At 70.5% G+C, this 24,264-nt stretch carries 22 protein-coding genes and 1 tRNA gene; 3 read left to right on the top strand and 20 right to left on the bottom strand.

Features of this window, described 5'->3' with window-relative positions; genetic code table 11:
• Positions 1 to 68: 68 nt before the first annotated feature.
• Both IH68_RS0135580 and IH68_RS0135575 read right to left on the bottom strand, forming a co-directional pair.
• Positions 69 to 455 carry a type II toxin-antitoxin system death-on-curing family toxin gene (locus tag IH68_RS0135580; RefSeq protein ID WP_030943541.1) on the bottom strand — a complete coding sequence of 129 codons (387 nt, stop codon included), beginning with the start codon at positions 453 to 455 and terminating at the stop codon, positions 69 to 71.
• Positions 456 to 653 carry an Arc family DNA-binding protein gene (locus tag IH68_RS0135575; protein ID WP_013003224.1) on the bottom strand — a complete coding sequence of 66 codons (198 nt, stop codon included), beginning with the start codon at positions 651 to 653 and terminating at the stop codon, positions 456 to 458.
• A 216-nt stretch (positions 654 to 869) separates the two neighbouring features.
• Between IH68_RS0135575 and IH68_RS0135570 the strand changes: the two genes are divergently transcribed.
• Positions 870 to 944: transfer RNA gene (locus tag IH68_RS0135570), tRNA-Cys, on the top strand.
• Between the two features lie 58 nt (positions 945 to 1,002).
• Here IH68_RS0135570 and IH68_RS0135565 read toward each other — a convergent pair.
• The 9 genes from IH68_RS0135565 to IH68_RS0135525 form a co-directional block, all read right to left on the bottom strand.
• Positions 1,003 to 2,178, bottom strand: coding sequence for an SUKH-4 family immunity protein (locus IH68_RS0135565; protein ID WP_030943535.1), 1,176 nt, complete (start codon positions 2,176 to 2,178; stop codon positions 1,003 to 1,005).
• Positions 2,179 to 2,350: 172 nt separating this feature from the next.
• A complete protein-coding gene (locus IH68_RS0135560) occupies positions 2,351 to 2,878 on the bottom strand; it encodes an AAA family ATPase (RefSeq protein ID WP_030943532.1) in 528 nt (175 codons plus the stop codon).
• Between the two features lie 20 nt (positions 2,879 to 2,898).
• Positions 2,899 to 3,036, bottom strand: coding sequence for a hypothetical protein (locus IH68_RS57345; protein ID WP_180292124.1), 138 nt, complete (start codon positions 3,034 to 3,036; stop codon positions 2,899 to 2,901).
• Entirely contained in the window at positions 3,033 to 5,342 is a 2,310-nt protein-coding gene (locus IH68_RS0135550; RefSeq protein ID WP_030943529.1) for a xanthine dehydrogenase family protein molybdopterin-binding subunit, read from the bottom strand. Before IH68_RS0135550 ends, IH68_RS57345 begins: the two co-directional genes overlap by 4 nt.
• Positions 5,339 to 7,120, bottom strand: coding sequence for a 2Fe-2S iron-sulfur cluster-binding protein (locus IH68_RS0135545; protein ID WP_030943526.1), 1,782 nt, complete (start codon positions 7,118 to 7,120; stop codon positions 5,339 to 5,341). The genes IH68_RS0135550 and IH68_RS0135545 overlap by 4 nt, the downstream gene beginning before the upstream one ends.
• Positions 7,117 to 8,010 carry an FAD binding domain-containing protein gene (locus IH68_RS0135540; protein WP_030943523.1) on the bottom strand — a complete coding sequence of 298 codons (894 nt, stop codon included), beginning with the start codon at positions 8,008 to 8,010 and terminating at the stop codon, positions 7,117 to 7,119. Before IH68_RS0135540 ends, IH68_RS0135545 begins: the two co-directional genes overlap by 4 nt.
• Before the next feature lie 244 nt (positions 8,011 to 8,254).
• The gene (locus IH68_RS0135535; protein WP_030943521.1) at positions 8,255 to 9,904 is read right to left on the bottom strand and encodes a beta-N-acetylhexosaminidase; all 1,650 of its coding nucleotides are present in this window, start codon (positions 9,902 to 9,904) and stop codon (positions 8,255 to 8,257) included.
• A 271-nt stretch (positions 9,905 to 10,175) separates the two neighbouring features.
• Positions 10,176 to 10,457, bottom strand: coding sequence for a DUF3039 domain-containing protein (locus IH68_RS0135530; RefSeq protein WP_078912757.1), 282 nt, complete (start codon positions 10,455 to 10,457; stop codon positions 10,176 to 10,178).
• Positions 10,458 to 10,487: 30 nt separating this feature from the next.
• Complete coding sequence (locus IH68_RS0135525) at positions 10,488 to 11,060, bottom strand: YqgE/AlgH family protein (RefSeq protein ID WP_030943515.1); 573 nt, start codon at positions 11,058 to 11,060, stop codon at positions 10,488 to 10,490.
• A gap of 252 nt (positions 11,061 to 11,312) precedes the next feature.
• On the opposite strand from IH68_RS0135525, the gene murA reads away from it, so the two are divergent.
• Positions 11,313 to 12,653, top strand: coding sequence for a UDP-N-acetylglucosamine 1-carboxyvinyltransferase (gene murA, locus IH68_RS0135520; RefSeq protein ID WP_030943512.1), 1,341 nt, complete (start codon positions 11,313 to 11,315; stop codon positions 12,651 to 12,653).
• 182 nt (positions 12,654 to 12,835) lie between these two features.
• Here murA and IH68_RS0135515 read toward each other — a convergent pair whose 3' ends face one another.
• The 6 genes from IH68_RS0135515 to IH68_RS0135490 all read right to left on the bottom strand — a co-directional run bounded on the left by IH68_RS0135515 (position 12,836) and on the right by IH68_RS0135490 (position 19,957).
• The gene (locus tag IH68_RS0135515; protein WP_007382399.1) at positions 12,836 to 13,117 is read right to left on the bottom strand and encodes an HU family DNA-binding protein; all 282 of its coding nucleotides are present in this window, start codon (positions 13,115 to 13,117) and stop codon (positions 12,836 to 12,838) included.
• Between the two features lie 345 nt (positions 13,118 to 13,462).
• Complete coding sequence (locus IH68_RS0135510) at positions 13,463 to 14,875, bottom strand: NAD-dependent malic enzyme (RefSeq protein WP_030943509.1); 1,413 nt, start codon at positions 14,873 to 14,875, stop codon at positions 13,463 to 13,465.
• 325 nt (positions 14,876 to 15,200) lie between these two features.
• Positions 15,201 to 17,606: a HelD family protein gene (locus IH68_RS0135505; RefSeq protein ID WP_030943506.1), complete on the bottom strand. Its 2,406-nt coding sequence runs from the start codon at positions 17,604 to 17,606 to the stop codon at positions 15,201 to 15,203.
• A gap of 92 nt (positions 17,607 to 17,698) precedes the next feature.
• Positions 17,699 to 18,472, bottom strand: coding sequence for an anti-sigma factor family protein (locus tag IH68_RS0135500; RefSeq protein WP_030943504.1), 774 nt, complete (start codon positions 18,470 to 18,472; stop codon positions 17,699 to 17,701).
• Between the two features lie 47 nt (positions 18,473 to 18,519).
• Complete coding sequence (locus tag IH68_RS0135495) at positions 18,520 to 19,041, bottom strand: sigma-70 family RNA polymerase sigma factor (RefSeq protein WP_010039908.1); 522 nt, start codon at positions 19,039 to 19,041, stop codon at positions 18,520 to 18,522.
• 316 nt (positions 19,042 to 19,357) lie between these two features.
• Positions 19,358 to 19,957 (bottom strand): CGNR zinc finger domain-containing protein, encoded by a 600-nt coding sequence (locus IH68_RS0135490; protein ID WP_030943501.1) that lies wholly within the window; start codon positions 19,955 to 19,957, stop codon positions 19,358 to 19,360.
• A 187-nt stretch (positions 19,958 to 20,144) separates the two neighbouring features.
• Here IH68_RS0135490 and IH68_RS0135485 point away from each other — a divergent pair, with 187 nt between their 5' ends.
• Positions 20,145 to 20,708, top strand: a complete 564-nt coding sequence (locus IH68_RS0135485; RefSeq protein ID WP_078912755.1) for a DUF1772 domain-containing protein — start codon at positions 20,145 to 20,147, stop codon at positions 20,706 to 20,708.
• 53 nt (positions 20,709 to 20,761) lie between these two features.
• Here IH68_RS0135485 and IH68_RS0135480 read toward each other — a convergent pair whose 3' ends face one another.
• The 3 genes from IH68_RS0135480 to IH68_RS0135470 all read right to left on the bottom strand — a co-directional run bounded on the left by IH68_RS0135480 (position 20,762) and on the right by IH68_RS0135470 (position 24,247).
• Positions 20,762 to 21,922, bottom strand: coding sequence for a uroporphyrinogen-III synthase (locus tag IH68_RS0135480; RefSeq protein ID WP_030943495.1), 1,161 nt, complete (start codon positions 21,920 to 21,922; stop codon positions 20,762 to 20,764).
• Between the two features lie 117 nt (positions 21,923 to 22,039).
• Positions 22,040 to 23,419: a nitrate/nitrite transporter gene (locus IH68_RS0135475; protein WP_030943492.1), complete on the bottom strand. Its 1,380-nt coding sequence runs from the start codon at positions 23,417 to 23,419 to the stop codon at positions 22,040 to 22,042.
• Positions 23,420 to 23,632: 213 nt separating this feature from the next.
• Positions 23,633 to 24,247, bottom strand: a complete 615-nt coding sequence (locus tag IH68_RS0135470) for a Uma2 family endonuclease (RefSeq protein ID WP_030943489.1) — start codon at positions 24,245 to 24,247, stop codon at positions 23,633 to 23,635.
• Positions 24,248 to 24,264: the final 17 nt, after the last annotated feature.

Raw genomic sequence — 24,264 nt, 5'->3', positions numbered from 1 at the left:
CACCCTACCGGCGGCACGGTGGCGTCAACGCGCGGACAAGGCCGGGCCGCCCGCGGGTGGGACTCACGTCACATCGCGTCGCGCAGCGCTCTCAAACGAACGGCGATCAGCCCAACGTCCTCCAGACCGCCGGACGCCACCTCGATGACGAGCTTGTACGCCTCGTCCTGGTCGACGTCGAGCATCTCGGTGCCGTTGACGTCGAGAAAGACGACGGTGCACATCCACCCCATGCGCTTGTTGCCGTCCACCAGAGGATGGTTCAGGACCAGCGACTGAAGCAGTGCCGCAGCCTTCTCGAAGAGGTCGCTGTACGCCTCCACGCCGAACATCTGCGACTGGGGACGGTGGACGGCCGAGGTGAGCAGACCCAGGTCCCGGACGGCAACCTGCGTCTGCTCCCCGCACGCCAGTTCCGCCAGGTCCAGGACTTCCTGGACCGTGAGGTACTTCATCTATTCCCCCAGCCTCCGCAGCAGATCGGCGTGGCCCGCCGCGTACTTCGCCCCCAGCCGACGGACGGTGGCCCGGTCTGCTTCCTGCTCCAGATACCGGTCGATCGCTTGAAGCACTATGGCGTGCATGCTGCGCCCCTCCTCCTCGGCACGCAGCTTGAGCGCCTCCTGCTGGTCGTCGCGCAGACGAAGGTTCATAGCCATACCACGACGGTACCACTATTGGGGTCACCCTGGTACCGAAACAGCCACGCCCCCTCGTCCTGAAGACCACCATCGAACTCGCCGACCCATTCATGAACGGCGTATGGCAGTCCCGTTGCAGCCCCTGTGTTTCCCTTGAGCCCCCTCCCGGCCCCGCCATACGGTCATCTCACCGAGTTCGGAACGGAGCCCCAACCTCCACCCCGACCCGGCCGTGTGCCCGAGTGGCTTAGGGACTCGCCTGCAAAGCGAGGTACGTGGGTTCAATTCCCGCCACGGCCTCCATGGCCTTCACCAGGCAACGAAAGGGCGGCATCCACTGAGGGTGCCGCCCTCGCCGTGTTCACAGGACCCCGCCCGCCTCGTCCTGGAACGCCTCCGTCCAGTAGTGCCGGCCCGGGTCGGTCGGGATGAGGGTCGGGTCGACGGCCGACAGGGTGTGGAGCATCGTCGTGGCCAGCTGGTCGTAGGCGTCGGTCGTCAGCTCGCCTGCCAGGTCCTCGTCGATGGCCTTCTCGCGGTGCAGGAGCCAGAGGGTGAAGGCCAGGGTGGAGACGTCCGTGTTCAGCGGGTACAGGGTGGCCTCGAGCTCGCTCCAGTTGAGGACCGCGCCTGTTTCGCCGTCGATGACCAGGCTGTGGTCCTCGAGGAGGTGGCCGAGCCGTATCAGGTGAGAAGCCCTGTGCGGGAGCCGGGCGGGATCGAAGCCGTCGGGGCCCTGGTAGGCGTAGTGCTCGGCCAGGGTCGGCAGGGGGACGTCCGTGTCGAGGTGGAAGAGCACGCCGTCCTCGGGCAGGCCGGTATCGCGCAGGAAGCGGCGGGTCGGCTCGTGCGTGAGGGTCGAGGGGAAGTCGACGTCCTCGAAGCGCCAGACCTTGCCGTGGCCGAACTCCCGGTCCAGCAGGCGGGTGGGGAGGTCGAGGGCGAGTCCGCAGGCCGCTCCCGGACCCGCCACCAGGGACAGGGGGCGGATCAGGGCCGCCATCTTCCAGAACGGCGGCACCTCGCCGTTCGCGCCCTCCTCGAACACCGCCAGCAGGTGGCGTGACGCCTCCGCGGCCGCCTTCGGGCCGAAACGGCCGGCGTAGGACGCGAACTGGCCGCGCAGCCCTGCCAGTTCGTCCGCCGCCGCCGCGAACCGCACCAGGGTGCCGAGCGACGGTGCGAGCGGGCGGCTGTCCATCAGGTCGGGGCGGTCGTGCAGGAAGTACGTCGTTGCGATCTCGCCCGTCGCGCCGTCGAGCAGCACCGACTCCGTCTCCAGGCCCCGGGGGTCGAGCAGCGCCCCTATGACCAGCTGGTCCCGCAGCTCCGCCGCCAGGCGGCCGTCGGGGTCGCCGGTGGAGTCCCCGACCGTCCGCAGGCCCTCCCGGCACAGCTCCTCGAAGGTGAACAGGCCGCTGTCGCCCGGCAGTCCGGGCCCCGTCAGCCAGCGGCGCGTCGCTCCGTGCGTGACGTAAGGATCGAGTTGGTCCTCGGTCAGTGTGATCACCGCCGTGGCGGCACTGGTCGTGCTCATTGCATCCCCCGCATGTGCTTCGTCACATGTGCCTCGGCGCATGTGTCTGCTCACAGTCCCCGTGCAGGGCGCGGCCGGGCATGTGCCGTTGCGCCGTACGACTCCGGCAGCCGTTCCCCACTGCTCAGAACAGTACGCCCCGCCACTGACAACGCCCCGGACCACAGGACGCTCAGCGCACCCTCGCCCGTTCCCGCCCCGCGAGGATCGCGTCCACCGTCTCCTCCACGGTCAGCTCCGAGCTGTCCAGCCACAGCCCGAGCCGGGGGGTGTCCGCGCGCAGCGCCCCGTCCAGGTCCTCGACCGACCACGCGCCATAACCCGTCTTCGCCCGCCCCGCCTCCCGCCCGGCCATGGCCTCGGGGCTCGGAGCCAGTACGACGACGAAGAGGGGGCGAGTGCGCACCAGGCCGACGTACGAGCTGAGGTCCTGCCCCAGCACCACGTCCTGGACCACCGCTGTGAACCCGGCCTCCGCGTACCCGTCCGCGGTCGCCGCCGACAGCCGGTACCGCAGCCGGAGCTGCGCCTCGCTCTCGCCGCCGGCCCCGGGGACGTAGTCCTCTCGCCCGGACACGATCATTCGCCGGAAGACGTCCCCACGCACGTGTGCCGCACGCGGCAGCCGCTCGGCCAGCGCCTGCGCGACCGTGGACTTCCCGGCCGCCATCACGCCGGTGATCAGCACCACGCCGCGCATCACACGTCACGCCTCACGGTCTACGTGAAGTACACGCCACCCAGCACGACCGCCAGCGCCGCCACCATGAACACCAGCACCCACACCAGCAACTTGCCGATGCCGGGCGCCGGTTCGTACCGCTGCTCGTCCTCGGGTCCGGTCTCCTGAGTGGTCACCGGTCGGTCACCACGGCGGCCTGTGGTCTTATCGGCAGCCGGTTCACCGGGCGGCCCGTGGCGGCCCGTACGGCGGAGGCGATGGCCGCCGGGGACGTCACCACCGGCACCGCGCTGACCGCCTTCGCGCCGAAGGGGGCGACCACGTCGCGTTCCTCGACGAGCTTGACGATCCGGATGTCGGGCGCGTCCAGGGCGGTCGGCAGGGCATAACCCGTCAGGTCGGGGTGGCGGATCAGCCCGCGCGCGGTGCGCAGGTTCTCCGTCAGCGCGATGCCCACACCCTGGGTGACGCCCGCCTCGATACGGGCGGCCAGCTGGGCCGGGTTGAGGACCCGGCCGACGTCCTGGGCGAGGGCCAGCTCCACGACCCGTACCGAACCGAGCTCGATGTCGACGTCGACGACCGCGCGGATCGCGCAGAACGCCATGCCGACGAAGGCGTCGCCCTGGCCGGCCTCGTTCAGCGGCTCCGTGGGGTGCGGTCTGCACTGGGCCGTGGCCCACAGTTCCTTGCCGTCCATCGCCTCGGTGACGGTGGTCGACAGGACACCGTCGTACGAGGTGATCTTGCCGTCGGTGATCTGGAGCAGCTCGGTCGACATGCCGAACTTGTGGGCCAGGGGCTGCAGAAGCTGCGTGCGGACCATCTTGGCCGCCCGCTCCACTGCGCCGCCCGACACCCACGTGTGGCGGCCGCGGCAGCCCGCGCCGGCCGGCGGCTGGTCGGTGTCGACGGGCGCCACGTGCACCTCGTCGATGCCGAGGGTCTCCTGGACGATCTGGCGGGCCAGTGTGGTGAATCCCTGACCGGTCTCGACGGCCGCGCAGAGCACGGTCGCGACGCCGTCGTGGACCTTGACGGTCGCGGTGGAGACCTCGTCGGCGCCCTCCGCTCCGAGCATGTGCACCATGCCCAGGCCGTAGCCCACGCCCCGCCGCACCGCGCCCGGTTCGCCCGCACCCTCGGGGCCGCCTGGCAGCAGCCACTCGTCCTCGGGGGTGTCCTTGGGCAGCGCGGGGAGCGGGAAGTCACGGACGGCCTGCAACAACTCCGCCACCGGGGCCGGGCAGGTCACCGTCTGGCCCGTCGGGAGTACGTCCCCGGTGGCCAGCGCGTTGCGCAGGCGCAGTTCCGCCGGGTCCATGCCCAGCTTCTTCGCCAGCTTGTCCATCTGGGCCTCGTAGGCGGCGCACACCTGCATCGCGCCCTCGCCGCGCACATGGCCGGAGGGCGGGTTGTTGGTGCGTACGGCCCAGCCCTCGATGAAGGCGTTCGGGACGACATAGGGGCCGCAGGCGAAGCCGACGGCGGCCGCGAGGGCCTCGGAGGACGTATCGGCGTACGCGCCCGCGTCGAGGAGGATCTGCGCCTCGACCTTCACCAGCCTGCCCTCGGCGTCGGCGTGGTGGCGGTAGCGCAGCAGGGTGGGGTGACGGTGGGTGTGCCCCAGGAAGGACTCTTCGCGCGTCGCGGTGAGCTTCACCGGGCAGCCGGTCTTCAACGCCAGCAGGCCCAGCGGGAGTTGGAAGCCCTGGTCCTCGCGGTCGGCCGTCGCGCCGGGGACCCCGGTGACGACGATCTTGACGCGTTCGGGTTCGAGGCCGTAGCAGGCGGCAGCGGTGTCGCGGTCCGCGTGCGGGTCGGTGGAGGCGAGGTACAGCTCGACGCCGCCGTCGGGACGGGGCACCGCCAGGCCGGCCTCGGCGCCGATGGGGGCCGGGTCCTGGCGGCCGATGCGGTACTGGCCCTCGACGACGATCTCGCCGGCCGCGTCCGGGTCGCCGTGGCGCAGCGGGATGTGCCGGATCAGGTTGCCGTCGGGGTGCAGCGGCTCGGCCTCGAAGGCATGCTCGGGGTCGGTCACCGGGTCGAGTACCTCGTACTCGACAATGACGGCCGCGGCGGCCATGCGCGCGGTGTCCGGGTGGTCCGCGGCGACGGCGGCGATGGGCTCGCCGTGGTGGCGCACGACCTCGGAGGCGAACACGGGCCGGTCGGCGTTGCGGCGGCCGTGGCGGGCGGTGCCCGGCACGTCCTCGTGCGTGACGACGGCCCGCACTCCGGGCATCTCGCGCGCGTGGGACGTGTCGATGGACACAATGCGCGCGTGCGGGTGCGGGGAGCGCAGTACGGCGGCCCACAGCAGGCCTTCGGCCCACAGGTCCGCCGCGTACGGGAACGTGCCCTCGGTCTTGGCGCGGGTGTCGGCGGCCGGCAGGGAGGCGCCGAGGCCGTGCGGCAGCTGCTCGGGGGCGGGTGCTGCCTCCGCGGCGGTGGTCGCGGTGGCGGCTTCGTTGCTCACGCCTGGCCTCCGTCCTGTCCGTACGCCTGGTCATGCGGTCCCTGCGGTGCGGGGAACCCGGGTGACTCGAACGCCGACGCGTTGACACCTCCGGCTCCGGGGCCCGCCTGGTGAGGGATACGTGCCTCGTCGCCGTTCTGTTCGGAAGCGTCACCTTCGGAGTGCGCCTCGCGTTCGGCGACGACCTCCTGGACGGCCTCCACGACGCCCCGGTAGCCGGAGCAGCGGCACAGGTTGCCGCACAGGGCCTGGCGGGTCTCCAGCTCGGTGGGCGCCGGGTTGCCCTCCAGCAGGTCGTGCACGGTCATCGCCATGCCGGGCACGCAGAAACCGCACTGCACGGCGCCGCACCGGGCGAGCGCGCGCTGCACGTCCGAGGGCTGCCCGTCGACGGCGAGGCCCTCGACCGTACGGACCTCGCTGCCGGCGGCGGTCACGGCGGGCACCAGGCAGGAGGCCACGAGGCGCCCGTCGACCTGGACATTGCAGGCCCCGCACTCGCCCTGGGAGCAGCCGTCCTTGGCGCCCGCGAGACCGAGCCGCTCGCGCAGCACGTAGAGCAGCGACTCTCCGATCCAGGCGTCCGAGACGGGGCGTTCCACGCCGTTGACGCGCAGGACGTAGGAGGCGAGGGGGTGCTCCTCGCCGGAGGGCGGCGGGGCCTCGTCGGCGGCTTCGGTGTCGGAACCGCCGGGCGCGTCCGGGTCGACCGGAGTGTCTGAAGTGTCCGGGGAGTCGGGCGTGTTGGAGGCGGCGGGTCCAGCCGGCGTCCGCGCGGACGGTGCGGTGCCGTCCGGCCCGGCATCCGCCGCGGCGTCCGCGAGCGGCTCCACGGCCCCCTCAGGCGCCCCTGCGGCCTCCTCGGCACTCTCGGCCGCCCCGGCGGCCTCATCGGGCTCGTGCGCGGGCTGTGAGGCGGCTGTGGCGGATTCGGTCGGCGTCTGCGCGTAGGCGTCGTCGGTCGGAGCCCCGTACTCGTCGGTCTGAGGGCGGGGCTGCCCGGCGGTGTGCGCCCGCGCGGCCTCGGGCTCGTGTGCAGCGGGGTCCTGCTCCACGGGCGCATGGGCGGCGTCGGCGTGCTCGGCAGAGCGGCCGTCGGTGTGGGCCGGAGGCTGCTCGTACGCGTGCCCCGCACCGGCCGGAGTCTCGGCGCCGTGTTCGCGCGCGTGCCCGGAGCCGTCCTCGGGCGCCGTCGGCTCCTCGGTCTGCGGCTGCCCCCAGGGCTGTCCCGCGGCCTCCGCCGCCCAGGGGGCGGGGGCGCCGCCCGGGAGCGTGGCCGGCGGCGTGCCGCCCCACTGCTGCACCAGGGACGACGTGGTGAACTCGCCCGATTCGTCCGGAAGGTCACCCCCGGCCACCGGGATCGACCACTGTCCGGTCACGTCGTGACCCGGCGCGGGGGCGGACTCCTGGGTCGCCGTCTCCCCGAAGTTCCACTGCTGGGTGGCCGCGGGGTTGTACGTGAACCGGTCGCCCGTGGGGTCCTGCGGCACGGCGTTGGGGTCGGGCCACTGGGCGCCGTCGGCGGGCACGGCCCAGTTCCCGGTCGCCGCCGGGTCGGTCCCCGCGGCCGAGCCGGGGTCGGCCGTTATCGGCGGCGGCACATAGCCGTGGCCGGGCGCCGCAAGGGGACTGTCGGCGGAGGCCAGGAGGGCGTCGATGCCCCCTTCGGGGAGTTTCACGAAGGCGGTGGCGCCGTCGTCGTAGTCACCCTGGGGCAGCGGGTCCCAGCGGCCGCCGCCGTGGGGGGTGCCCTCTCCGTGCTGGTCGTCGGTCACGACAGCGCCCTCCCCAGTGCTCGTCGGGCCAGCGCGGCGACGGTGCGCCGCAGGTGCAGTACGGCGGGCGGAAGCTGTTGGACGGTGCCGTCCGGTTCGGGAACGGGGTCGGGGATGCAGGCCGCCGCGACGTACTCCCCGAAGGCGGTCAGCGCCTCCGGGACGATGGTCCGGCCGTTGTCCCAGTCGATGAGCCGGGCGACCCACTGCTCGGCGTCCAGAGGCCTGAGCGGCATCGGCGCTATGGCACCGACGGCGCACCGGACTCCGCGACGGGCGGGGTCGAGGACGAGCGCGACGGACGCGACCGCGCGTCCGGGACCGGTCCGGCCGGTCGCCTTCAGGAAGACCTGCGGCGCGTGCAGCAGCGGCACGCGCACGTACCCGATGAGTTCGCCGGCGCGCAGCATGTCGACCGCGGCCAGCAGGTGCGACACCGGGATCTCCCGGCGGGCTCCGCCCGGGCCCGCGATGATCAGTGTCGCCTCCAGGGCGGCCAGCACCGGCAGCGCGTCCCCGGTGGGGGACGCCGAGGCGATGTTGCCGCCCAGGGTGCCCGCGTTGCGGATCTGCGGCGGGCCCGCCGCGCGCGCGGCGGCGGCGAGCGCCGGGATCAGGGCCGCGAAGTCAGGGCGCCCCATGCGCGCGTGCGTGAGCCCGGCGCCGAGCAGAGCGTGTCCGTCCTGGTACTGCCAGCCGCGGATCTCGCTGATCCTGCCGAGACCGACCAGTGCGGCGGGCCTGAGCTGCCCGGAGTTGACGGCGGCCATGAGGTCGGTGCCGCCGGCCACCGGGACGGCGGCGGGCACGGCGGTGAGTGCCGCCACGGCCTCGTCCAGCGTCGTGGGCAGCGTGACGGCCTGCGCCGCCTGCGGTGCGTGCGTGGTCAAACCGGCTGCCCCTTCCCGCTGCCCCACCTGGTCCCACCTGTGTTGCCGTACGGTACGTGCTGACAGGGCGGACGTGGCAACTCTGGCACATCTTCGCAAGGCCCGAAGACGGGGGTCCGCTAGGAGGCATTCGCCCACTTCACCAGGGAGATGGTCCGTTTTCGTACGGCATCACCGGTGCGCGCGAATTGCCACTCTTCGGTGATGCTTACGACGTTTTTGCCTTACCTGTTCGGGAGCTCACTTACCTGTTCGGGGGCGCCCCGTCCAGCGGCCGCCCGAGCACGCCGGGACGCTTCTGCCACGGCAGTGGCCCGGTCGGCGGCCGGTAGCCCACTCCCAGGGCGTCAAGTCGCCGGTAGTGGGCGGTCATCCGCCGCTCGAAGTCGGCGAAGTCCCGTTCCGCCGGGGCGGGAAGCGCACTCCAGGCCACCTCCGAGAAGGCCGAAAGCCGCGGGTACGTCTGGTAGTCCACCCGTGCGGGGTCCTCCATCACCTCGGTCCACACGTTGGCCTGCGTGCCGAGCACGTGTGCGGCCTGGCCGGGGGTCAACTCCGGTGGAACGGGCTCGAACCGGTAGACGTCCTCCAGGGTCCGCACATGGCCGATCGGCACCGGCTCGTCCTCGCCCGCCGCCTGGCGGTGGTCCAAGTACACGTACTGCTCGGGGCACATGACCACGTCGTGACCGGCCCGGGCCGCGGCGACGCCGCCCCCGTACCCGCGCCAGGACGACACCGCCGCGCCCTGCGCGAGCCCGCCCTCCAGGATCTCGTCCCAGCCGATGAGCCTGCGCCCGCGCGCGGTCAGCCATTTGTCGAAGTGGCCGATGAACCACGCCTGCAACTCGTCCTCGTCCGCGAGCCCGAGCTCCTTGATGCGGGCCTGCGCGGTCGGCGACTGCCGCCACTGGTCCTTGAGGCATTCGTCACCGCCGACGTGGACGAACTCCGAGGGGAACAGGCCGAGGAGTTCCTCGAACACCCCCTCGTAGAAACGCAGGGTGTTGTCAGTGGGGGCGAGTACGTTGGCAGAGATCCCCCAGTTGTCCCAGACGGAGAGGGCGGTGCCACCCTTGACGGATGCAGCGATGACATCGGTGTTGCCGAGTTCCGGATATGCGGCGATGGCGGCCTGCGAGTGGCCGGGTACGTCGATCTCGGGGACGACGGTGATATGCCGCTCGGCGGCGTAGGCGACGATCTCGCGGATGTCGTCCTGGGTGTAGAAGCCACCGTGCGGCTTCTCATCCCACAGGGGTGAGGCCCGGTGGCCGGATTTCGTGCGCGCCCGCCATGAGCCGACCTCGGTCAGCCGCGGGTACCTCTTGATCTCGACGCGCCAGCCCTGGTCGTCCGTCAAGTGGAAGTGGAAGACGTTGAGTTTGTGGGCGGCCATCAGGTCGAGGTGGCGCAGGACGCCTTCCTTCGGCATGAAGTGCCGGGCGACGTCGAGCATGAGTCCGCGCCAGCGGAAGCGGGGAGCGTCCTCGATCGTGAGGTGCGGCACGGCCCAGGTGCGGTCGCGGTCGAGCGGTGCCCTGCGGTGGGCATCGGGGCCGAGGAGCTGCCGCAACGTCTGGGCGCCCCAGAAGACACCGGCCGCGCTGCCGCCCTCGATGAGGACGCCGTTCCGGTCGCTGACGAGGCGGTACTCCTCGGGACCGAGCTCCGGGTCGAGCCGGAGCGCGATGCCGTCGCCGTCGGTCTCGTCGAGTTCCCGGCCCTCCCGCAACGGCACCCCGGTGGCCTGCCACAGGACGGTGCGCAGCCAGCGGCCGACGCCCTCCGTCGCCGTACCGGCGCAGAGCCGGGAGTGCGCCGTCAGCCGCACTTCGCCGGCAGCGGCGGCGACGCTGCGGGGCGCCGGAATCAGTTCCGTCTGTGAAGTCACGTCAGTCCTTTACCGCTCCGCCCGGCCCGGACGCCGGCCGTCGCTGTGCGAGTACGAGGAACACCAGCACCGGAACCGTCATCATCGCGGAAGCGGAATCGTGTCCCGTCGCGAAAGCGGAACGCCGCTCCTGTCGCAGGTTCCACGCCTAGGTCCGGGCCGTCGGCGCCTCTGACACGACCGAGGCCCCGAAGACGCGCCGAAACGCGCCCCGGGGCCTCGCGAAGCTCGAGCCGGAGGCGGCCTCACCTGCCTCGGGCCGAGGGCAGGACTACTTGTCGCCGTCCTTGCCCTTGTCGCCGCCGGCGCCCATGGACTCGTAGATCTCCTTGCACATGGGACACACCGGGTACTTCTTCGGGTCGCGGCCGGGCACCCACACCTTGCCGCACAGCGCCACGACGGGGGTCCCGTCGAGTGCGCTCGCCATGATCTTGTCCTTCTGGACGTAGTGGGCGAAGCGCTCGTGGTCGCCGTCGCCGTGGGACACCTGTGGCGTCGGCTCTACGAGGGTCCCCGTACCAGTCCCGCGCTCGGGCTCAAGAGTGCTCATAAGTGCCAAGGGTACTGAAGGTCACACGGATCAGTTCAGCGATGGGTCGTCCGCATACGTGGCCACCATCGCCAGTTCGTTGCGCTGGCGGCGCAGCACCTCGCGCCAGAGTCTTTCCGGGGACGGCGAGGAGACGTCGCCGGGCTCGGACTCGACCACGTACCAGGCGCCCTCGACCAGCTCGTCCTCCAGCTGACCGGGGCCCCAGCCGGCGTATCCGGCGAAGATCCTCAGGGACCCGAGAGCCGAGGCCAGCAGCTCGGGCGGTGCCTCCAGGTCGACCAGACCGATCGCGCCGTGCACTCTGCGCCAGCCCAGCGGCGCCCCGTCGACGGTCGCGCCGCCAGGGATGACGGCGACCCCCAGGGCCGAGTCCAGGGACACCGGGCCGCCCTGGAAGACGACGCCGGGTTCACCCGCGAGGTCCGCCCAGCCCTCCAGGATGTCGCCGACGTCCACCGGGGTGGGACGGTTGAGGACGACACCGAGGGAGCCCTCCTCGTCGTGGTCGAGAAGGAGCACCACCGCACGGTCGAAGTTCGGGTCCGCCAGGGCGGGCGTTGCCACGAGCAACCGCCCTGTGAGCGAGGACACCTCGGTCATGGCAGACATGATCCCGCATCTTGCCTCCGCGTGGGGAGGCAATGGCGGTTAGCGGGTGAATGCAGCTCAGGGAGGAATGAAGCACCCTGGGCGCGCCCGAGGGCCGGTGACCCCATGTGCCCACCAGGGAACGGTTCGTGTTGTGACACAGCTATGACGTAGCTGGGCCGTCCTTGGGCTTACAGAAGGGGGGTGGGCGGCGATTACCCTTTCCCTTCTGGCCCCTGCCCCACTCATCGGAACGCGAGATACATGACCGTCAACGACGATGTCCTGCTTGTCCACGGCGGAACCCCGCTGGAGGGCGAGATCCGTGTCCGCGGTGCGAAGAACCTCGTACCGAAGGCAATGGTCGCCGCCCTGCTGGGCAGTGAACCGAGTCGACTGCGCAACGTTCCGGACATCCGGGACGTTCGTGTCGTACGCGGACTGCTGCAGCTGCACGGCGTGACGGTCCGTCCGGGTGAGGAACCGGGCGAGCTGGTGATGGACCCGTCCCACGTGGAGAGCGCGAACGTCGCGGACATCGACGCGCACGCGGGTTCCAGCCGTATCCCGATCCTGTTCTGCGGTCCGCTGCTGCACCGCCTCGGCCACGCGTTCATCCCGGGTCTCGGCGGCTGCGACATCGGCGGCCGGCCGATCGACTTCCACTTCGAGGTGTTGCGGCAGTTCGGCGCGACGATCGAGAAGCGGGCGGACGGCCAGTACCTGGAGGCGCCGCAGCGGCTGCGCGGTACGAAGATCCGGCTGCCGTACCCGTCCGTGGGCGCGACCGAGCAGGTGCTGCTCACGGCCGTCCTCGCGGAGGGCGTCACGGAGCTCTCGAACGCGGCCGTGGAGCCGGAGATCGAGGACCTGATCTGCGTCCTGCAGAAGATGGGCGCCATCATCGCGATGGACACCGACCGCACCATCCGCGTCACGGGTGTGGACCGGCTCGGCGGCTACAACCACCGCGCGCTCCCGGACCGTCTTGAGGCCGCCTCGTGGGCGTCCGCGGCGCTGGCGACCGAGGGCAACATCTACGTCCGCGGCGCGCAGCAGCGCTCGATGATGACGTTCCTGAACACCTACCGGAAGGTGGGCGGTGCCTTCGAGATCGACGACGAGGGCATCCGTTTCTGGCACCCCGGCGGCCAGTTGAAGTCCATCGCGCTCGAAACGGACGTGCACCCGGGCTTCCAGACGGACTGGCAGCAGCCGCTGGTGGTCGCGCTGACGCAGGCGACGGGCCTGTCGATCATCCACGAGACGGTCTACGAGTCCCGCCTCGGCTTCACGTCCGCGCTGAACCAGATGGGCGCTCACATCCAGCTGTACCGCGAGTGCCTGGGCGGCTCCGACTGCCGCTTCGGGCAGCGCAACTTCCTGCACTCGGCCGTCGTCTCGGGCCCGACGAAACTCCAGGGCGCCGACCTGGTCATCCCGGACCTCCGCGGCGGCTTCTCGTACCTCATCGCCGCTCTGGCGGCCCAGGGCACGTCCCGCGTCCACGGCATCGACCTCATCAACCGGGGCTACGAGAACTTCATGGAGAAGCTCGTCGAGCTCGGCGCGAAGGTGGAGCTGCCGGGCAAGGCGCTCGGCTGACACACGTACGCCGATGGGGCGGTCACCCGGACTCGGGTGACCGCCCCATCGGCGTTGCGCTGAGCGCCCTGAAAGGGGCGCGGGGCCGTATCTGCATGCGGCTACCGCCGCGCGGGCGCGACCAGCCACGGTCGTCCCGACGGCCGAGAAGCGGCCCTCAGCCCGGCGCTCGAAGCGGAGCGCTACTTGCCCTTCGCGGCTTCCTTCAGCTTGCTGCCCGCGGAGACCTTGACGCTGTAGCCGGCCGGGATCTGGATCGGGTCGCCGGTCTGCGGGTTGCGCGCGGTGCGAGCGGCACGGTGAGTGCGCTCGAAGGTCAGGAAGCCGGGGATGGTGACCTTCTCGTCGCCCTTGGCGACGATCTCGCCGACGGTCTCGGCGAACGCGGCCAGCACGGCGTCGGCGTCCTTGCGGGTCACCTCGGCGCGGTCGGCCAGCGCGGCCACCAGCTCACTGCGGTTCATGTTGTTACTCCCGTGTTCTTCTTGCCGTTTGAGGCGTGCCACGCGGCGGAGCCGCATATCGGGCACGGTGAAGCCGATGCTGCCAGGGTCCTCGGAGAGGCCCCGGGCCCGGGTCCGTGGTCAGACCCCTCGCGCCCAGGGACGCATCCTGCCCCTACCTGCGGCGCGAAAGCCAATCCGGCACCCGCAGGAGTCGTGAGAACACCCTTGGGAGTCACACGAAAAGAGGGCCGGAGCCTGGCCGACACGATAAACGCCGACCAGGAGGGTCAGGTTCCACGACGCGCCGGTGCAAGGCCTTGCCGTGGCGATCCTCACAGCCTACGAAAAAGCCCTTGCAAGCACTTACGACCCTGCCGCAGCCTTCGCCGCTTCCCGCACCGCACCGGCCACCGCGCCCGCGACCTTGTCGTTGAAGACGCTCGGGATGATGTAGTTCGGGTTCAGCTCGTCCTCGGTCACCACGTCCGCGAGGGCGGTCGCGGCGGCCAGCATCATCTCGGTGTTGACCGTGCGGGACTGGGCGTCCAGCAGACCGCGGAAGACGCCCGGGAAGACCAGCACGTTGTTGATCTGGTTCGGGAAGTCGGAGCGGCCGGTGGCCACAACGGCCGCCGTCTGGCGGGCGATTGCCGGGTCCACCTCGGGGTCGGGGTTCGCGAGCGCGAAGACGATGGCGCCGTCGGCCATGGCGGCCACGTCGTCGCCGTCGAGGACGTTCGGGGCGGAGACGCCGATGAAGACGTCGGCGCCGCGCACGGCCTCCTTGAGGGTGCCGGTCAGGCCCTCCGGGTTGGTGTTGTCGGCGATCCAGCGCAGCGGCGAGTCGGCCGCGGCCTCCCGCAGGTCCTCGCGGCCGGTGTGCACGACGCCGTGGATGTCGGCGACGACGGCGTTCTTGACGCCCGCGGCCAGCAGCAGCTTGAGAATGGCCGTACCGGCCGCGCCGGCGCCGGACATGACGACCCGGATGTTCTCAATTGCCTTGCCGGTGACGCGAAGTGCGTTCGTGAGGGCGGCGAGAACGACGATCGCGGTGCCGTGCTGGTCGTCGTGGAAGACGGGGATGTCGAGGGCCTCGCGCAGGCGCGCCTCGATCTCGAAGCAGCGGGGCGCCGAGATGTCCTCGAGGTTGATGCCGGCGAAGCCCGGGGCGATCGCCTTCACGATCTCGACGATCGCGTCGGTGTCCTGGGTGTCGAGGCAGAGCGGCCAGGCGTCGATGCCGGCGAACCGCTTGAAGAGGGCCGCCTTGCCCTCCATGACCGGGAGGGCGGCCTTCGGGCCGATGTTGCCGAGGCCCAGCACGGCCGAGCCGTCCGTCACGACCGCAACGGAGTTGCGCTTGATGGTGAGGCGGCGGGCGTCCTCGGGGTTCTCGGCGATCGCCATGCAGACACGGGCCACACCCGGCGTGTAGATCATGGAGAGGTCGTCACGGTTGCGGATGGGGTGCTTCGACGCCATCTCGATCTTGCCGCCGAGGTGCATCAGGAACGTACGGTCGGAGACCTTGCCGAGGGTGACGCCCTCGATGCCGCGCAGCTGCGTGACGATCTCGTCGGCGTGGGCGGTGGAGCTCGCCGCGATGGTGACGTCGATGCGGAGTTTCTCGTGGCCGGAGGCGGTCACGTCGAGGCCGGTCACCGAGCCTCCGTGGGACTCTACGGCCGTGGTGATCTGGGAGACCGCGGTTCCGCTCGCGGGCACCTCCAACCGGACCGTAATGGAGTAGGAGACGCTGGGCGCCGTTGCCATGGCCGACTTCCTCTGCTTTCACCGTGACGCTGGGTATGCCGTCCGATGGTCGCACCTACTGCCGAGTAGGCGTTAGCCGCTCCGGATTGCGATCGTTTTGTTCACAGCGAAAGAGGCCCGCGTCACATGGTGACGCGGGCCTCTCGCAAGTCAAGTGGCACCGACCCGCCATGCTCGCCTCGCGGCAAGTGGTCGCTCGTAGCGACGAAGGTTGGGCCCGGGGGCTTGGATCGGGCCGGTGCCACACCCAGGCTAACAAACAGATCCCGTAAGGCCATTCCCGTACCGAGAGTTCATCCGGTTCTTAACTTTGATGGAGCAGGGGCTAGTCCCGGAGCAGGTCGGGCACGGCGTTCGCGTCCGGCTCGTCCCGGTCGGACGAGACGATGGTCAGCTGCTGGGTCGCGCGGGTGAGGGCGACGTACAGCACGCGCAGGCCGGCCGGGGACTCGTCGGCGATCTCCGCGGGCGAGACGACGACCGTCGCGTCGTACTCCAGGCCCTTCGCCTCCAGGCTGCCGAGGGCCACCACCCGGTCGCCGAGCCCGGCGAGCCAGCGGGCGGCCTCCTCGCGGCGCTGCATGGCGACGACGACGCCGACCGTGCCGTCGACGCGGTCGAGGAGACGGGCGGCCTCCTCGCGGACGGACTGCGCGAGGGAGTCCCGTACGACGGAGAAGCGGGGCTTCACGCCGGTCGACCGTACGGCCGACGGGGACTTGGCGCCCGGCATGGCGAGGGCCAGCACCTTGGAGGCGAGCTCGGCGATCTCGGCCGGGTTGCGGTAGTTGACGGTGAGCTCGAAGCGGCGGCGGGGGCGGGTGCCGAGGGCCTCGTCCCTGGCCTCGGCCGCCTCGTCGACGTCGGACCAGGAGGACTGGGCCGGGTCGCCGACGACCGTCCAGGTGGCGTGCCGGCCACGGCGGCCGACCATGCGCCACTGCATCGGCGTGAGGTCCTGGGCCTCGTCGACGATGACGTGGGCGTACTCGGTGCGCTCCTGGGCGAGTCGCTCGGCGCGCTCGCGCTGCGACTCCTCGCGCGTCGGCATCAGCTCCTCCAGACCGGTGAGCTGGTCGAGCGGGTCCAGGTCGCGCTTCTTCTTCGGGCGGGCCGGGGTGCCGAGGATCGACTGGAGCTCGTCGAGCATGGCGATGTCGTGCACGGAACAGCCGTCGCGTCTGAGTGAGCGGGCGACCCTGCGGACCTCGCCGGGGTTGAGGATCCGGCGGGCCCAGCGGCCCAGGCGGCGCTCGTCGGACATGGCGGCGAGGACGGTCCTGGGCGTGAGCTCGGGCCACCAGGCGTCCAGGAAGGTGAGGAAGACGTCCTCGCTCGACACGTCCTCGTCGAAGGAGGACCGCAGTTCGGCCGCCAGCTCCGGGTCGGTGTGCCGGCCCGCCGCGCCGGACTTCGCCCACAGGGCGTCGAGGAGCAGCTTGCGGGCACGGGGGCGCAGCAGGTTCACGGGCGCGGTGCCGCTGAGCACGGCCTGGCGGATACGGCCCAGCTCGGCGACCTCCAGTTCGAGACGGCGGCCGAAGGCGACGACGCGGAGCCGGGTGGGCGGGCCGGTCGGAGCATCGGCGGACCCGTCCGTGTCGTCCTCACCGAAGGCGAGCTGACCGGAGGCGGAGGCTGCGCGTCCGGAATCGGCGGTCGAGCGGGCGCCGCCGCCCGGCCCCAGCTCCAGTGCTCCGCGCGCCGCCTTCCGCAGGACCTTGAGCATGCGGTGCGAGCCCTTGGCGCGGGCCGTGGACGGGGAGTCGTACAGCGTTGCCTCGGCGCCGTCGACGAGCGAGCCGATCGCACGGATGGCGACCTGGCCCTCCTCGCCGAGGGAGGGCAGGACACCCTCGGTGTAGGCGACGAGCAGGGGGGTCGGGGAGACGATCAGGATGCCGCCCGCGTACCGGCGCCGGTCCTGGTACAGGAGGTAGGCGGCGCGGTGGAGTGCCACGGCCGTCTTGCCCGTGCCCGGCCCGCCCTCGACATACGTCACCGAGGCTGCGGGCGCGCGGATGACCAGGTCCTGTTCGGCCTGGATGGAGGCGACGATGTCCCGCATGGTGTGGCTGCGGGCCTGGCCGAGGGCGGCCATCAGGGCGCCGTCGCCGATGACGGGCAGTTCGTGGCCGTCGAGGGAGGCCTTGAGCTCGGGGCGCATCAGGTCGTCCTCGACGCCGAGCACCTTGCGGCCCTTGGAGCGGATGACGCGGCGGCGCACGACCCGGCCGGGGTCGACGGGGGTGGAGCGGTAGAACGGGGCGGCGGCGGGCGCCCGCCAGTCGATGACGAGCGGCGCGTAGTCGGAGTCCAGGACACCGATCCGGCCGATGTGCAGGGTCTCGGCGATGTCGGCGGTGTCGTCGTCCCGCACGGCACCCTCAGCAGGCTCCACGGCGGTGTAGGCGCCGTCGGGCCCCTTCTTGCCGTCCTTGCCGAGCAGCAGGTCGATCCTTCCGAAGAGGAAGTCCTCGAACTCGTTGTTGAGCCGGTTGAGATGGATACCCGCCCGGAAGACCTGTGCGTCCCGCTCGGCGAGGGCGCCGGGCGTGCCGACCTGACCGCGCTTGGCCGCGTCGTTCATCAGGAACTCGGCCTCGTGAATCTTCTCCTCGAGACGGTGGTACACCCGGTCGAGGTGTTCCTGTTCGACGCTGATCTCTCGGTCGCGTACTGAGTCGTGATCCGAGCCGACGGCGGTTTCCTGTTGAGCCTGAGCGGCCACCGGGCCCCCTTCTGACGTGCATGGCAGCCGTCAACCGTACGCGAAGGGGACCCGGCAAAGCTACGTAAGCTGCGCGTCGATCTCTACGAGAACTACGCGTCGATCTCTACGAGCTTCTTGCCCTGGAAGGTCATGACCTCGAAGTGGTCGATCTCATTGGGCTTGAAGGCCGCGCCACCCTGGGCGTAGAGCGGTTCCTTCGCCTCCTCGGTCTTGCCGTTCGGGATGCCGTAGCCCCACTTCGGGACCGACCAGGAGGACATGGTCTCGCGCTCGCCGTTCTTGCCGACGGCGATGAGCGAGCACTTCAGCGGGCCCTTGACGTTGCTGAGCTCGACGACGCCCCAGGTGCCCCAGTCCTTCTGCTCCATCGCCACGGTCGCCTTGACCTTGGTCGACGCGTCCGTGTTCGAGACCTTGTCGGAGATGGTGCCGAAGGCCGCCTTGGCGCCGGCCGCCAGCGGTGTGGCGGTGGTGCCCGAGTCGCTGCCGCCGTTGACGGCCATGACCGCCAGCGGGCCGCCGATGATCAGCGCGGCCGCGGCCGCCACCAGGTAGAAGCCCTTGCGGCGCTTCTGCGCCCGGCGTTCGGAGACCTCGTCGACCAGCTTCTCCGCGAGCCGCGGGCTGGGCCTGGCGGACAGGGACTCCCCGATAGCGGGCGAACCGGTCCCGGGCAGGTCCGCGAGGGCGGCGAGCATCGGCTCCATCCCGGCCAGCTCGTCGAGCTGCTGGGCGCACCACTCGCAGGTGGCGAGGTGTGCCTCGAAAGCCGTTGCCTCGGCGTCGTCGAGGATGCCGAGAGCGTAGGCGCCGACCGTTTCATGCTCGCTCGGGCCCGGAGATCCCATCATGGAGCCAGACATACCCGAACCACCTGTACCGAATCCCTGGTTTCCCCCGTAAACACTCATCACGCCGTCACCCCCCGCTCCTCCAGTGCCAGCTTCATCGACCGCAGGGCATAGAACACCCGAGACCGCACCGTGCCACTGGGAATGCCCAGCGTCTCGGCCGCCTCATTCACCGTACGTCCCTTGAAATACGTCTCGACGAGCACCTCCCGGTGGGCCGGGGTCAGGTCGTCCAGCGCGTCCGACAGCGTCATCAACCACAGCGCCTTGTCGATCTCGTCCTCCGCGGGGATGACCTCCAGCGGCGACGGATCGACCTCCTGCGGCCGGGCCTGCCGGCTGCGGTGGCCGTCGATGACGATGCGGCGCGCAACCGTCACCAGCCAGGGGCGTACCGATCCGGTCGCTCGATTGAGCTGACCGGCGTTCTTCCAGGCACGGATTAGCGTCTCCTGAACCACGTCCTCGGCACGCTGCCGGTCTCCGGCGACCAGCCGGAGTACGTACGCAAGGAGAGGTCCGGCGTGCTCGCGATAGAGGGCACGCATCAGCTCCTCATCTGGTTCCGAGGGCTGGGACATGCGATGTCGGGCCCTCGATCCACGTTCATTGGCCACGACGGAATCCTTGCGCACGCCCACCTCCGATGTCCGGGGGTTCCCCCAGTCGGTCGCTCGTCCACGGGTACGGATGTGGGCCGTGTCATGTTCAACGTGAGATGACAGTTTTCTTCTGAGTGACGTGACGAGGGGGACATGGGTGCACATTCCCACCTCGCGATCTTTACATTTCCGCCACATTGGCGAGATCGCAACCGCTGCCATGTCACGGATGAGGTAAACGGTGTGTAATCGAAATCACTTCGACAGCCCGTTCACAGAAGCCGCATACCGGACGTCAGGCGCGCGCCAGAGCCGCCCGCCGACGGTGCCGGGCCACCCTTTCGCGGTTCCCACAGACCTCACTGGAGCACCAGCGCCTCCTGCGCCCCCGGGACGAATCCACGTAAACGATCGGGCAGTTGTCCCCTTCGCACTGCCGCAGACCGGCCCGCGCGACAGGGTCGGTGAGGAGCTCCACGGCATCCCGCGCGATCGCACCGAGCAGCGCCGCACACTCGGGCGGGCCGTCCAACTCGCGTACGAGCGAGCCGTCCTCGCCCCGCACGGCGCGTGGGGCGGGAGGCGAGACCAGCGCCGTCTCGTTCACGCGGGCGAGCGCGATGTCGTACGACGGCCGGAGCACTGTCGGCTTAAGTCCTCCGTGCACCAACTGCCCGATCTGTCCGCGCAGTTCACGGAAGCCGACCAGCCATGACGGGTCGGCGTGGGTCAGCGGGGTGGTCTCGGGGACCAGTCCTGCCCCGGTGATCCAGGCGCACAGCACCTCGAGGGAGTCGAACCGTTCCTCGGGGTGGGTGGTGGCGAGGAGGTCGAGACAGATCCGACCCGCGTCGAACCGCAGCTCGTACGCGACCGTGGCCGTACCCAGTGCCATGTGCCTGTCACCGCCTGGCTCGGGAACCTGAGGGCTGAAGCAACCGATCCCTCTTACAGTGCCTTCCCGCTCGCGCGGCCGGAACCCCTCGTACCGGCGGTGCAGGAGGTGGCGGGTGGACGCGCGCTTATGCGGCTGCGCTTCTCGGCGATGTTCCGGCCACGCCGCCGTCCGTTGACTGGAGGACATGACAACCCACAGCAGGAGCACGGGATTCGTACTGGGTGCGGCCACGGTCGCGATGGGCCTGATCGCCGGGGTCTACTACATCTTCGCGTGCTGCGTGATGCCGGCGCTGGCCCGCAGCGACGACCGGGTCTATGTCGAGGTCATGCGGAACATCGACGACGTGATCCAGAACCCGGTGTTCTTCGTCGGCTTCATGGGAGCGCTGCTGCTGACTGCGGTGTCCTCGTGGCAGCTGCGCGGGCAGCCGTACCGCTGGTGGGTGTGGGCGGCCCTGGCGGCCTACGCGCTCGGCTTCCTCACCACGGTCGCCGTCAACATCCCGCTCAACAACGACCTGGCGGACATGAAGGATCCGACGGCGGCACGGGAGCACTTCGAGCATGCGTGGGTGGCGTGGAACGTCGTACGGGCGGTGCTGTCGACGGTGGCGCTGGGGTGTTTGGTGCGGGCGCTGGTGCTGTACGGCCGGGTCACGAGCGGCACTTCTCAGCGCCGGTCAGTGCCCCTCAGCCCGTCGTGGGGGTCCCCCCGCTCGAGCGAAGCCGAGAGTGGGGGAGTTTGAGGACGAGGCCGTTCAGGCCGAAAGCGGGGGTCCGGGGGCGGCAGCCCCCAGCACTACGTGTCCGCGTACTTCGCGTCGGCGGCGGGATCGAGCGCCAGCCGATACCCCCGCTTCACCACCGTCTGGATCAACTTCGGCGCACCGAGAGCAGTCCGCAGCCGAGCCATCGCGGTCTCCACCGCATGCTCGTCGCGCCCGGCCCCGGGCAGCGCCCGCAACAGCTCGGCCCGGGCCACCACCCACCCCGGCCGCCGCGACAGCGCCCGCAGCAGCGACATCCCGGCGGGCGGTACGGGCTTGAGGTCGCCGTCGACGAGGACCGCATGGCCGCGGATCTCCACCCGGTGCCCGGCGATGGGCAAGGAACGCGCCCGGTTCGGAAGCTCCTGGCACAGCAGCTGGACCAGGGGACCGAGCCGGAAGCGTTCGGGCTGGACCGTGTCGACGCCATGGGCCTGCAGCGGCAGCGCGGTGACCGGTCCGACGCAGGCCGGCAGGACGTCGTGGTGGAGGGCGGCGAGCAGCTCGGGCAGCAGCCCGCGCTTCTCGGCCCGGTTGAGCAGCGACGCGGCGGCGGGCGCGCTGGTGAAGGTGATCGCGTCCAGCCCGCGGGAGACGGCGGCATCCAGCAGCCGGTCCAGCGGCGCCAGGTCCTCCGGCGGCATCCACCGGTACACCGGAACCCCGACGACCTCCCCTCCGGCGGCCCGCAGCGACTCCACGAAGCCCGGCAGCGGCTCACCGTGCAGCTGTACGGCGATACGGCGCCCGTCGACGCCCTCCTCCAGCAACCGGTCCAGCACCTCGGCCATGGACTCGCTCGACGGCGACCACTCCTCGGTCAGCCCGGCGGCCCGTATCGCGCCCTTGACCTTGGGCCCGCGCGCCAGCAGTTCCACGTGCCGCAGCCGGTCGAGGAGCGGCTCGCCGAGCCCCCACCCCTCGGCGGCCTCGACCCACCCCCGGAACCCGATGGCGGTCGTCGCCACCACCACGTCCGGTGCCTGGTCGATCAGGTCCTTCGTCGCCGCCAGCAGTTCGCTGTCGTCGGCGAGCGGCACGATGCGCAGGGCGGGTGCATGCAGGACGGCGGCTCCCCGTCGCTGCAGCAGCGCGCCCAGCTCGTCGGCCCGGCGGGCGGCGGTCACGCCCACGGTGAATCCTGCCAGGGGGCTCTGCCGGCCCGCGTCTTGTCGCTGCTGTTCGTCGTACATGGCTCTCGTCCCGAAGAGTCGTCGTACATGCAGTACGGCGGTACTGCCTGGCATGCCGATCGAGCCTGTCAACGGTCCGTGACAGGCTCGGTTCGGCTTCATGTCGCTGGTGTTACGTCACACCTCTGCGTAGCTGAGCTGCGGCTTCGCCTCGGCGGCGGCCTCGGACTGCGCCGCCGCGGCCGGGCGTCGAAGGTATACGGCCCAGGTCACCGCGAAGCAGAGGGCGTAGAAGGCGAGGAAGATGACGAAGGCGCCGGTGCCCGACCCGTTGGTGAGGAAGGACTGGCGGAAGGCCATGTTGATGCCGACTCCGCCCAGCGCGCCCACCGCGCCGATGAGCCCCATGGAGGCACCGGAGAGCCGGCGGCCGTATGCAGCGGCCTCCTCACCCTCCAGCCCCTTGGCGAGGGCCTTTGTCTGGAAGATTCCGGGGATCATCTTGAACGTGGAGCCGTTGCCGAGCCCGCTGAGCACGAACAGCACCACGAAGACGGACACGAACAGCGGCAGCGACTTCTGCATGCTGGCGAAGATCAGGAGACCGGTGGCGGCGGCCATGGCGACGTAGTTGTAGAGGCTGATCTTCGCGCCGCCGTACTTGTCGGCGAGCCAGCCGCCCACGGGCCTGATCAGCGAGCCGAGCAGCGGGCCGATGAAGGTGAGGTACGCGGCCTGCAGCGGCGTACGGCCGAACTGGACCTGGAGCACCTGGCCGAAGGCGAAGGCGTATCCGATGAACGACCCGAACGTCCCGATGTAGAGGAAGGACATGATCCAGGTGTGCGCGTCCTTCGCGGCGTCCTTGGCGGCGCCGGTGTCGTTCTTCACGGACGCGATGTTGTCCATGAACAGGGCGGCGAGGACGGCGGCGACGAGGATCAGCGGGATGTAGATCCCGAGCAGTACGCGCGGCCCGCCGCTCGCGCCGATGATCGCGAGGGCGACCAGCTGGATGACCGGCACGCCGATGTTGCCGCCGCCCGCGTTGAGGCCGAGCGCCCACCCCTTCTTACGGAGCGGGAAGAAGGCGTTGATGTTGGTCATCGAGGAGGCGAAGTTTCCGCCGCCGATGCCGGCCAGCAGGCCGATCCAGAGGAAGGTGTCGAAGGACGTGCCCGGCTTCATCACCGCGAACGCGGCGATCGTCGGGATGAGCAGCAGGCTGGCCGAGATGATCGTCCAGTTCCTGCCACCGAAGATGGCGACGGCGAAGGTGTAGGGGACGCGGACGACGGCGCCGACCAGGGTGACCATCGAGGTCAGCAGGAACTTGTCGGCCGGGGTGAGCCCGTACTCCGGGCCCATGAAGAGCACCAGCACGGACCACAGGGTCCAGATCGAGAACCCGATGTGCTCGGAGAGGACGGAGAAGAACAGGTTCCGCTTGGCGATCTTCTCTCCGGTCTCGTTCCAGAAGGTCTCGTCCTCGGGATCCCACTGCTGGATCCAGCGGCCTCCCCTGCTGGGTGCGGGGGCTGTGCTAGGGGCTGTCATGACGCCTCCACGGTGCTCCGGGGCTCGGTCGTGCTCGGGGGCAGATGAGCGGTGATGAGTCCCGAAGGTAGGGAGGCAGCGTTTCCGGCCTGTGGCACCGGGTGACCGGAAAGGAACTTTGCTCTCACCCCGGCCGGGGACGGGATGAGAGGTAGTGCGTCGGTAGGTTACGAACGGCTCCCGACGCGGGAGCAGCTCCCTGTGAAGGCGACGTCACCTACCGCGGCGGTCGACGGCCGTCAGATCGATCTCGATGTCGAACGGCACGGAGACCTTGAGCCTGTCGTGGAAGATGCCGGTGAGGCCGTAGGACTTGGTCGCCGGGTCGAGCTCGTAGACGTACACGACGGGGAAGCCCCTGTCCTCGTCCTGCTCGACCCGCCAGAAGTGCGGAACGCCTGCTGCCGCGTACTTGCGGGGCTTGACCTCGCGGTCGCGCTCCAGGGAATCGGCGGAGACGACTTCGACGGCGAGGATGACGTCCTCGGGCTTGTACCAGGTCTGGTCGGGTCCGGTGTTCGCCTCCAGGAGGAGGACCAGGACGTCCGGTTCAGGCCGGTTCTTCGCATCCAGCGTGACCGTCATCTCCCGCATGACATCCAGGTGATCCGGCACTTGTCCGAGAAGAGTGTTCTCGAGCAGGCGCATGCACCGAGTGTGGAATGCGGTCTGCGGGCTTCTGAAGACGAGACTCCCGTCGATCAACTCCGTGTGCGGGGGGAGGCCCGGAATGCGGTCGAGGTCGTCCGCGGTCCAGCCTTCGGCGGGCGGAATCGGCCAGCGGTACGCCGGCTCGTCGTCCAGCCCGTCGTCGGATGCTGCGCTCATCGGTGCTCCCATGGGAC

The organism is Streptomyces sp. NRRL S-646 (assembly GCF_000720765.1).
Taxonomy (GTDB): domain Bacteria; phylum Actinomycetota; class Actinomycetes; order Streptomycetales; family Streptomycetaceae; genus Streptomyces.
This window is presented reverse-complemented; position numbering and strand designations above follow the sequence as displayed.

Excerpts from the sequence above, each read along its gene's own strand:
- IH68_RS0135580 (WP_030943541.1), bottom strand. The coding sequence starts at position 455 with ATGAAGTACCTCACGGTCCAGGAAGTCCTGGACCTGGCGGAACTGGCG.
- IH68_RS0135575 (WP_013003224.1), bottom strand. The coding sequence starts at position 653 with ATGAACCTTCGTCTGCGCGACGACCAGCAGGAGGCGCTCAAGCTGCGT.
- IH68_RS0135565 (WP_030943535.1), bottom strand. The coding sequence starts at position 2,178 with ATGAGCACGACCAGTGCCGCCACGGCGGTGATCACACTGACCGAGGAC.
- IH68_RS0135560 (WP_030943532.1), bottom strand. The coding sequence starts at position 2,878 with ATGCGCGGCGTGGTGCTGATCACCGGCGTGATGGCGGCCGGGAAGTCC.
- IH68_RS0135530 (WP_078912757.1), bottom strand. The coding sequence starts at position 10,457 with ATGAGCACTCTTGAGCCCGAGCGCGGGACTGGTACGGGGACCCTCGTA.
- IH68_RS0135525 (WP_030943515.1), bottom strand. The coding sequence starts at position 11,060 with ATGACCGAGGTGTCCTCGCTCACAGGGCGGTTGCTCGTGGCAACGCCC.
- murA (WP_030943512.1), top strand. The coding sequence starts at position 11,313 with ATGACCGTCAACGACGATGTCCTGCTTGTCCACGGCGGAACCCCGCTG.
- IH68_RS0135515 (WP_007382399.1), bottom strand. The coding sequence starts at position 13,117 with ATGAACCGCAGTGAGCTGGTGGCCGCGCTGGCCGACCGCGCCGAGGTG.
- IH68_RS0135510 (WP_030943509.1), bottom strand. The coding sequence starts at position 14,875 with ATGGCAACGGCGCCCAGCGTCTCCTACTCCATTACGGTCCGGTTGGAG.
- IH68_RS0135500 (WP_030943504.1), bottom strand. The coding sequence starts at position 18,472 with ATGTCTGGCTCCATGATGGGATCTCCGGGCCCGAGCGAGCATGAAACG.
- IH68_RS0135495 (WP_010039908.1), bottom strand. The coding sequence starts at position 19,041 with ATGTCCCAGCCCTCGGAACCAGATGAGGAGCTGATGCGTGCCCTCTAT.
- IH68_RS0135490 (WP_030943501.1), bottom strand. The coding sequence starts at position 19,957 with ATGGCACTGGGTACGGCCACGGTCGCGTACGAGCTGCGGTTCGACGCG.
- IH68_RS0135485 (WP_078912755.1), top strand. The coding sequence starts at position 20,145 with ATGACAACCCACAGCAGGAGCACGGGATTCGTACTGGGTGCGGCCACG.
- IH68_RS0135480 (WP_030943495.1), bottom strand. The coding sequence starts at position 21,922 with ATGTACGACGAACAGCAGCGACAAGACGCGGGCCGGCAGAGCCCCCTG.
- IH68_RS0135475 (WP_030943492.1), bottom strand. The coding sequence starts at position 23,419 with ATGACAGCCCCTAGCACAGCCCCCGCACCCAGCAGGGGAGGCCGCTGG.
- IH68_RS0135470 (WP_030943489.1), bottom strand. The coding sequence starts at position 24,247 with ATGAGCGCAGCATCCGACGACGGGCTGGACGACGAGCCGGCGTACCGC.